Here is a 6265-nt window from a genome sequence, read left to right as displayed (position 1 = left end):
CCCCTCCGCCGCCACCGGACGCCGCGCCGCCGCGCTGACCGACCCACCACCCCTCAGAGAGACGATCATGACGACGACGAACGCCACCGGAACCGTCTGGGCCATCTTCGGGCACCGCTTCGCCATCGAAGGCGCCGACGGGCGACACCTCGCCGACCTCGGGCCGAAGGGGGCCGAGGGCATCGCGCTCCGCGTCGGCGATGCCGTGACGGTGGAGGGCGAGCGCAAGCCGTCGGAGATCAAGGTCGCGCGCCTCACCGCCGCCGACGGCACGGTGCACGCGGTGACGTGGCCGGCGAAGGCTGCGGGTTCGGATGCGGATCCGGCCGCGGCGATCGCCGCCGCGGAGGCCGCCGGCTACCGCGTGACCGGCGAGCCGGAGCACTTCGACGTGCCGGCCGAGAAGGACGGGCAGGCCGTCCGGCTGCACGTCGACCACGACGGCACCGTCCGCAAGCCGAAGCCGGCGGCGGCCGAGGCGGCCTGATCGCAGCCGGGCGGCGGAACACAGGCGCGATCAACGACTTGAGCACCCGGCCGAGCGGAGGCGATCCGCCCGGCCACCCGACCAGCGAGGGCGACGACGTGAGCACGACACAGGCGGGGGCGAGGGACGGCACGGCCGGTTCGATGCCGTCGGCGAAGACCCTGCGCGGGCTCGACGCCCTCAACTTCTTCCTCGCCGACGTGCGCGACGGCCTCGGGCCCTATCTCGCGATCTACCTGATCGCCGTGCGCGGGCCCGACCAGGGCTGGAACGAGGCGACGACGGGCCTGATCATGACGATCGCGGGCATCGCCGGGCTGATCGCGCAGACGCCGGCCGGGATGCTGATCGACGGCACCAACGCCAAGCGCGCCGTGGTGATCGCCGCCGCCCTGGCGGTGACGGCGAGCTGCCTCGCCCTGCCGTTCATCGGCAACTTCTACCTCGTCGCCGCGACGCAGTCGGTCGCCGGCGTCGCCGGGGCGATCTTCCCGCCGGCGCTCGCCGCCATCACCCTCGGGATCGTCGGCCCCAAGATGTTCTCGCGGCGGATCGGCCGCAACGAGGGCTTCAACCACGCCGGCAACGCCGTCTCCGCCGCGCTCGCCGGCGGGCTCGCCTACTTCTTCGGGCCCGTCGTGGTGTTCTGGCTGATGGGGGCGCTCGCCGTCTGCTCCATCGGCGCGATGCTTTTGGTGCCGGCGCGAGCCATCGACGACGACCTCGCGCGCGGCATGACCAAGGAACAGGACGTCGCCGAGGAGGACGCGCCGTCGGGCTTCGCCACCCTGCTGAAGAACAAGCCGCTGGTGCTGTTCGCCGGCCTGTGCGCCCTGTTCCACCTCTCGAACGCGGCGATGCTGACTTCGGTCGGGCAGCTGCTGACGCACCTGTCGGGCAAGGACCACGCGACCTCGCTGATCGCGGTCTGCATCGTCGCCGCGCAATGCGTGATGGTGCCGGTGGCGATGTTCGTCGGCGCCAAGGCCGACGCGATCGGGCGCAAGCCGATCTTCCTCGCGGCCTTCGGCGTTCTGGCCCTGCGCGGCGTGCTCTACACGCTGTCGGACAACCCGTTCTGGCTCGTCGGCGTCCAGCTGCTCGACGGCGTCGGTGCCGGCGTCTACGGCGCGCTGTTCCCGGTGGTGGTGGCCGACCTCACCCGCGGCGGCGGCCGCTTCAACGCCGCGCAGGGGGCGGTGGCGACGGCGCAGGGGCTCGGTGCCGCGTTCAGCGCCACCTTCGCCGGGTTGATCATCGTCTCGGCGGGCTACTCGGCCGCGTTCCTGGCGCTCGCGGCGACCGCCGGGCTCGGCTTCGTCCTCTACCTCGCGCTGATGCCCGAGACTCGCGACGCGACCGCGATCGGAGGCCGCCCGGACGGCGGCCTGCCGGCCGCGATGCCCGCGACCGCTTGATCGGACGGACCCACCCGCAATGTCCGACGCCTCCATGCCGACCGCCGCCGAGCGCGGGACGCCGACCGCCGAACCGCTGGTGTTCCTGCACGTCGGCGACCTGCACCTGACGAAGCCCGACGCGCGCAACGCCGCCGACTTCCGCGCGATCCTCGACCAGATCGCAATCATCGCGCCGCAGCACCTGCTCGACTTCGTCTACCTGCCCGGCGACCTCGCCGAGAACGGCTGGGCCTGCGAGTACGCGATCCTCGCCGACGCCCTCGCCCGGCATCCGCACCTGCCGGTGCGCCTGATTCCCGGCGACCACGACCGGCAGCAGGGGGCGATGGCCGACTTCCAGGCGTTCCACGCCGGCCTGGTCGCGTCGCGGGGCCTGCCGGCTCCGACGGTGTGGACGCTGGACCAGCCGCCCGTTGGGTCGCCCGAGGAGACCTGGCCGCCGGCCGAGATCCCGCATTTCTGCGCGTGCGAGGATTTTCAGGGCGTCCGCTGCCTGTTCGTCGACATCGTCAGCCCGGGCTACGGCCGGAAGGGCATCGGCCTCGATTTCCGCCTGGGTCCCGACCAGACGCAGTGGCTGAGCGCGGCGCTGACCAAGGCGGCCGAGGACGGCGTTCCTGTCGCGGTGTTCATGCACGCCTACCCCGACGACCTGCGCGAGCCCGACGACCGCCTCGACGTCGCCGGCCTGTTCCGGGCCACGGGCGTGCGCCTCGTGGAGATGGGCCACACCCACTACAACGAGCTCGCCCATGACGGGCGAACCCTCTACGCCGCGGCGCGCTCGGTCGGGCAGAACGAGGACGGCTCGGTCGGCTACGCGGTCGCGGCGATCGACGGCCCGGTCACGAGCTGGCGCTTCAAGGCGCTCGACCGCCCGTGGCCGTTCGTGCTGATCACCAGCCCGGCCGCGCGGCGGCGCCCGAGACCTCCGGCATGGTCGCCGACGCGCGCGGGCGGATCGCGGTCCGCGCCGTGGTGCTCTCCGACGCGCCGCCGCGCTACGTGCATGCCCGCGTCGGGACAGGGCCATGGGTCCGCATGGCGCACGCGGGCGGGCGCACCTACGCGGCGTGGCTGGCCTGGCCGCGGGACGCGCGCAGCATCCAGGTCGAGGCGGTGCACGAGGACTGGTCCGGCCACGGGCCCGACTTCGTCGACACCGACGTGATCGAGCCGGTCGTCGCCTTCGACGAGCCCGGCTTCGTGCCCGCGATCCCGGGCAAGCCCGGCAGCGACGTGCCGAATGTCGGCCGCTGGCTCCAGAAGGGCGTGCGCGGCGACCAGCTCGGGCCCAACCGGGCCGGGCGCAAGTGGTGAGCGCCTGACCCAGGATTTCAGGACGACACGCGCCCCGCGGGGCGCCGGGGGATGCAAGACGTGATCGCTGGACTGGCCATGACACCCAACCTCGCGACCTGGGGGATCGCGGGCGCCGCGACGCTCGGCGTGATCCTGCGGCCGTTCGGATGGCCGGAGGCGATCTGGGCGGCGCTCGGGGCCGTCCTCCTCGTCGTCCTCGGGCTGCTGCCGTGGCACGACGCGCTCGACGGCGTCGCCAAGGGGACCGACGTCTACCTGTTCCTGATCGGCATGATGCTGCTCGCCGAGATCGCGCGGAAGGAGGGCCTGTTCGACTGGCTCGCGACGATCGCGGTGCGGATGGCCAAGGGCTCGGCCACGCGGCTGTTCCTGCTGGTCTACGTCGTCGGCACGGTGGTGACGGTGTTCCTCTCGAACGACGCCTGCGCCGTGGTGCTGACGCCGGCCGTCTACGCCGCGACCAAGGCGGCGAAGGTCGAGAACCCGCTGCCCTACCTGTTCATCTGCGCCTTCATCGCCAACGCGGCGAGCTTCGTGCTGCCGATCTCGAACCCGGCCAACCTCGTCGTGTTCGCCGACCACATGCCGCCGCTGGGGGAATGGCTCGCGACCTTCGGCCTGCCCTCGGTGCTGGCCATCGTCGCCACCTACCTCGTCCTTCGCGTCACGCAGAACGGCACGCTGAAGCGCCAGGCGATCGCGACCGACGTCGAGGCCGCGTCGCTCGGGCTCGGCGGCAAGGTCGCGGGCGCCGGCATCGTCGCCACCGCGGCTGCGCTGATCGGGTCGTCGGCGGCCGGGATCGAGCTCGGCCTGCCGACCTTCATCGCGGGGCTGGCCACCACCCTCGTCGTCCTCGCGATCAAGCGCAGCGGCCTCGTCGCGGTGGTGAAGGACGTGTCATGGAGCGTGCTGCCGCTGGTCGCCGGCCTGTTCGTCCTGGTCGAGGCGCTGGAGAAGTCCGGCGTGCTCAAGATGATCGCCGACCAGCTCAAGGCCTACGCCCAGGCCGACCCGGCCGGCACCGCCTGGGGCTCGGGCGTCGTCGTCGCCGTCGGCTCCAACCTCGTCAACAACCTGCCGGCGGGCCTCCTCGCCGGCGCCGCGGTCCATGCCGCGGCCGTCTCCAAGACCATCGCCGCCGCGATCCTGATCGGCGTCGACCTCGGGCCGAACCTCTCGGTCACCGGCTCGCTCGCCACGATCCTCTGGCTCACCGCGATCCGGCGCGAGGGCGAGGATGTCGGCTTCTGGCGCTTCCTCAAGCTCGGCCTGCTGGTGATGCCGCCGGCGCTGGCGCTGGCGCTCGCCGGCCTGCTCCTCGCCTGACGCCTCGGCCAAGCCCTCAGCCCTTCGGATCGGAGATCCCCCCGTGAACGCCGCCCTGCTCTATCCCTTCATCCTCGTCGCCGGCGCCCTGCAGGCGCTCGGCAACTCCATGAACGCCCAGCTGCGGGGGCGGCTGGTGAACCCGTGGCTGGCGGCGACGGTGTCGTTCGCCCCGATCGTGTTCGTGTTCGCGACGTTGTTCTTCATCATGCCGGTGCCGCTCCCGACCCTGGAGACGCTGGGCAAGATGCCCTGGTACGCCCCGCTCGGCGGCGTCGCGGGCGCGGTCGCGGTGTTCGGCGGCCTCGCCTTCATCGACAAGGTCGGCGCCGGGCCGTTCAACGGCCTGACGCTGACGGCCAACATCCTGGCCTCGCTGGCGATGGATGCGTTCGGCCTGTTCGGGCTGCAGGGCGGCGGCTTCAAGCCGATGCCGTGGCTCGGCGGCCTGCTGATGGCCGTCGGCGTCTTCTTTATCGCCCGCACCACCGCCGACACGGGCGGGGAGAAGGACGAGGGCCACGGCCTCAACCCGAAGCTGCTCTACCCGTTCATCGTCGTCGCGGGCATCCTGCAGGCGGTGGGCGTGGTGTGGAACTCCCAGCTGCGCGGCGCCCTGGTGAACCCCTGGCTCGCGGCGACCGTCTCGTTCCTGCCCGTCGTCTTCGTGTTCGCGCTGGTGTTCCTCGTGCGGCCGACGCCGCTCCCGACCCGCGAGGACGTGAAGGGCGTGCGCTGGTGGATGCCGCTCGCCGGCATCACCGGCGCGGTGGCGGTGTTCGGCGGCCTGCTGTTCGTCGACACGGTCGGCGCCGGCGCCTTCAACGGCCTCTTGATCACCGCCAACCTGCTGACCTCGGTGGCGCTCGACCATTTCGGCTGGGTCGGCATGAAGCAGGTCAAGGCCGGCCCGGCGCGGCTCGGCGGCGCCGCGCTGATGGTGGCCGGCATCCTGCTGATCTCGATCTTCTGACGATGCGGCCCCCGGCGGACGGCGCGTCAAACGTCGTCCGGGCCCTCGCTGCCCGTGTCGGGACCCGTGCCTTTGCGCTTGCCTTGCGCGACCGCGCCGGCGCGGATCGCGTCGAGGGTCTGGGTCGGCGTCAGCGCCTGCGGGGCGACGAGGCAGTGCAGCATCGCCGGCAGCCCGGAGGCGAGCGCCCGCTCGAAGGCCGGCGCGAAGTCCTCCGTCCGCTCCACGCGCTCGCCGTGGCCGCCATAGGCGCGGGCCAGCGCCGCGAAATCCGGGTTGCGCAGCCGCGTGCCGGAGACGCGGCCGGGATATTCGCGCTCCTGATGCATGCGGATGGTGCCGTACATGCCGTTGTCGAGCACCACGACGACGACCGGGATCGCGTATTGCACGGCGGTCGCGAATTCCTGGCCGGTCATCAGCAGGTCGCCGTCGCCCGCGAGCGCGACCACGATGCGCTCGGGGTGCGTGCGCTTGGCCATGATCGCGGCGGGCACGCCGTAGCCCATCGAGCCCGAGGTCGGCGCGAGCTGGGTGCGGAAATCCCGGAACCGGTAGTAGCGGTGGATCCAGGTGGCGAAGTTGCCCGCCCCGTTGCAGAGGATCGCGTCGGCCGGCAGCCGCCCGCGCAGGAAGGTCACCGCCTCGCCGTACTGGAAGGCGCCGGGCGTCGCCGCCGGTCGCTCCGACCAGTCGCGGTAGCTCGCATGCGCCGCGACCGCGCGTCCACGC

Annotated in this window: 7 protein-coding genes; 6 read left to right on the top strand and 1 reads right to left on the bottom strand. The window is 72.5% G+C overall.

Going from position 1 to position 6265, the window contains the following annotated elements:
• From FV223_RS17595 to FV223_RS17575, 6 genes are all read left to right on the top strand, one after another.
• Nucleotides 1-487, top strand: a 487-nt coding sequence (locus FV223_RS17595) for a hypothetical protein (protein ID WP_348644804.1), incomplete at its 5' end; no start/stop codon positions are given.
• 143 nt (nt 488-630) lie between these two features.
• A complete protein-coding gene (locus FV223_RS17590) occupies nt 631-1905 on the top strand; it encodes an MFS transporter (RefSeq protein ID WP_147728237.1) in 1275 nt (424 codons plus the stop codon).
• A 19-nt stretch (nt 1906-1924) separates the two neighbouring features.
• A complete protein-coding gene (locus FV223_RS17585; RefSeq protein WP_246689714.1) occupies nt 1925-3079 on the top strand; it encodes a metallophosphoesterase in 1155 nt (384 codons plus the stop codon).
• Complete coding sequence (locus FV223_RS31880; RefSeq protein ID WP_246689713.1) at nt 3076-3228, top strand: hypothetical protein; 153 nt, start codon at nt 3076-3078, stop codon at nt 3226-3228. The genes FV223_RS17585 and FV223_RS31880 overlap by 4 nt, the downstream gene beginning before the upstream one ends.
• 78 nt (nt 3229-3306) lie before the next feature.
• Nucleotides 3307-4560: an arsenic transporter gene (locus tag FV223_RS17580; protein WP_246689712.1), complete on the top strand. Its 1254-nt coding sequence runs from the start codon at nt 3307-3309 to the stop codon at nt 4558-4560.
• Between the two features lie 43 nt (nt 4561-4603).
• Entirely contained in the window at nt 4604-5533 is a 930-nt protein-coding gene (locus FV223_RS17575; RefSeq protein ID WP_147728234.1) for a DMT family transporter, read from the top strand.
• A 26-nt stretch (nt 5534-5559) separates the two neighbouring features.
• Here FV223_RS17575 and FV223_RS17570 read toward each other — a convergent pair.
• The coding region (locus tag FV223_RS17570; RefSeq protein WP_246689711.1) for a thiamine pyrophosphate-dependent enzyme at nt 5560-6265 on the bottom strand (706 nt) is incomplete at its 5' end.

It is taken from the genome of Methylobacterium sp. WL116, from assembly GCF_008039455.1.
GTDB lineage: Bacteria > Pseudomonadota > Alphaproteobacteria > Rhizobiales > Beijerinckiaceae > Methylobacterium.
This window is presented reverse-complemented; position numbering and strand designations above follow the sequence as displayed.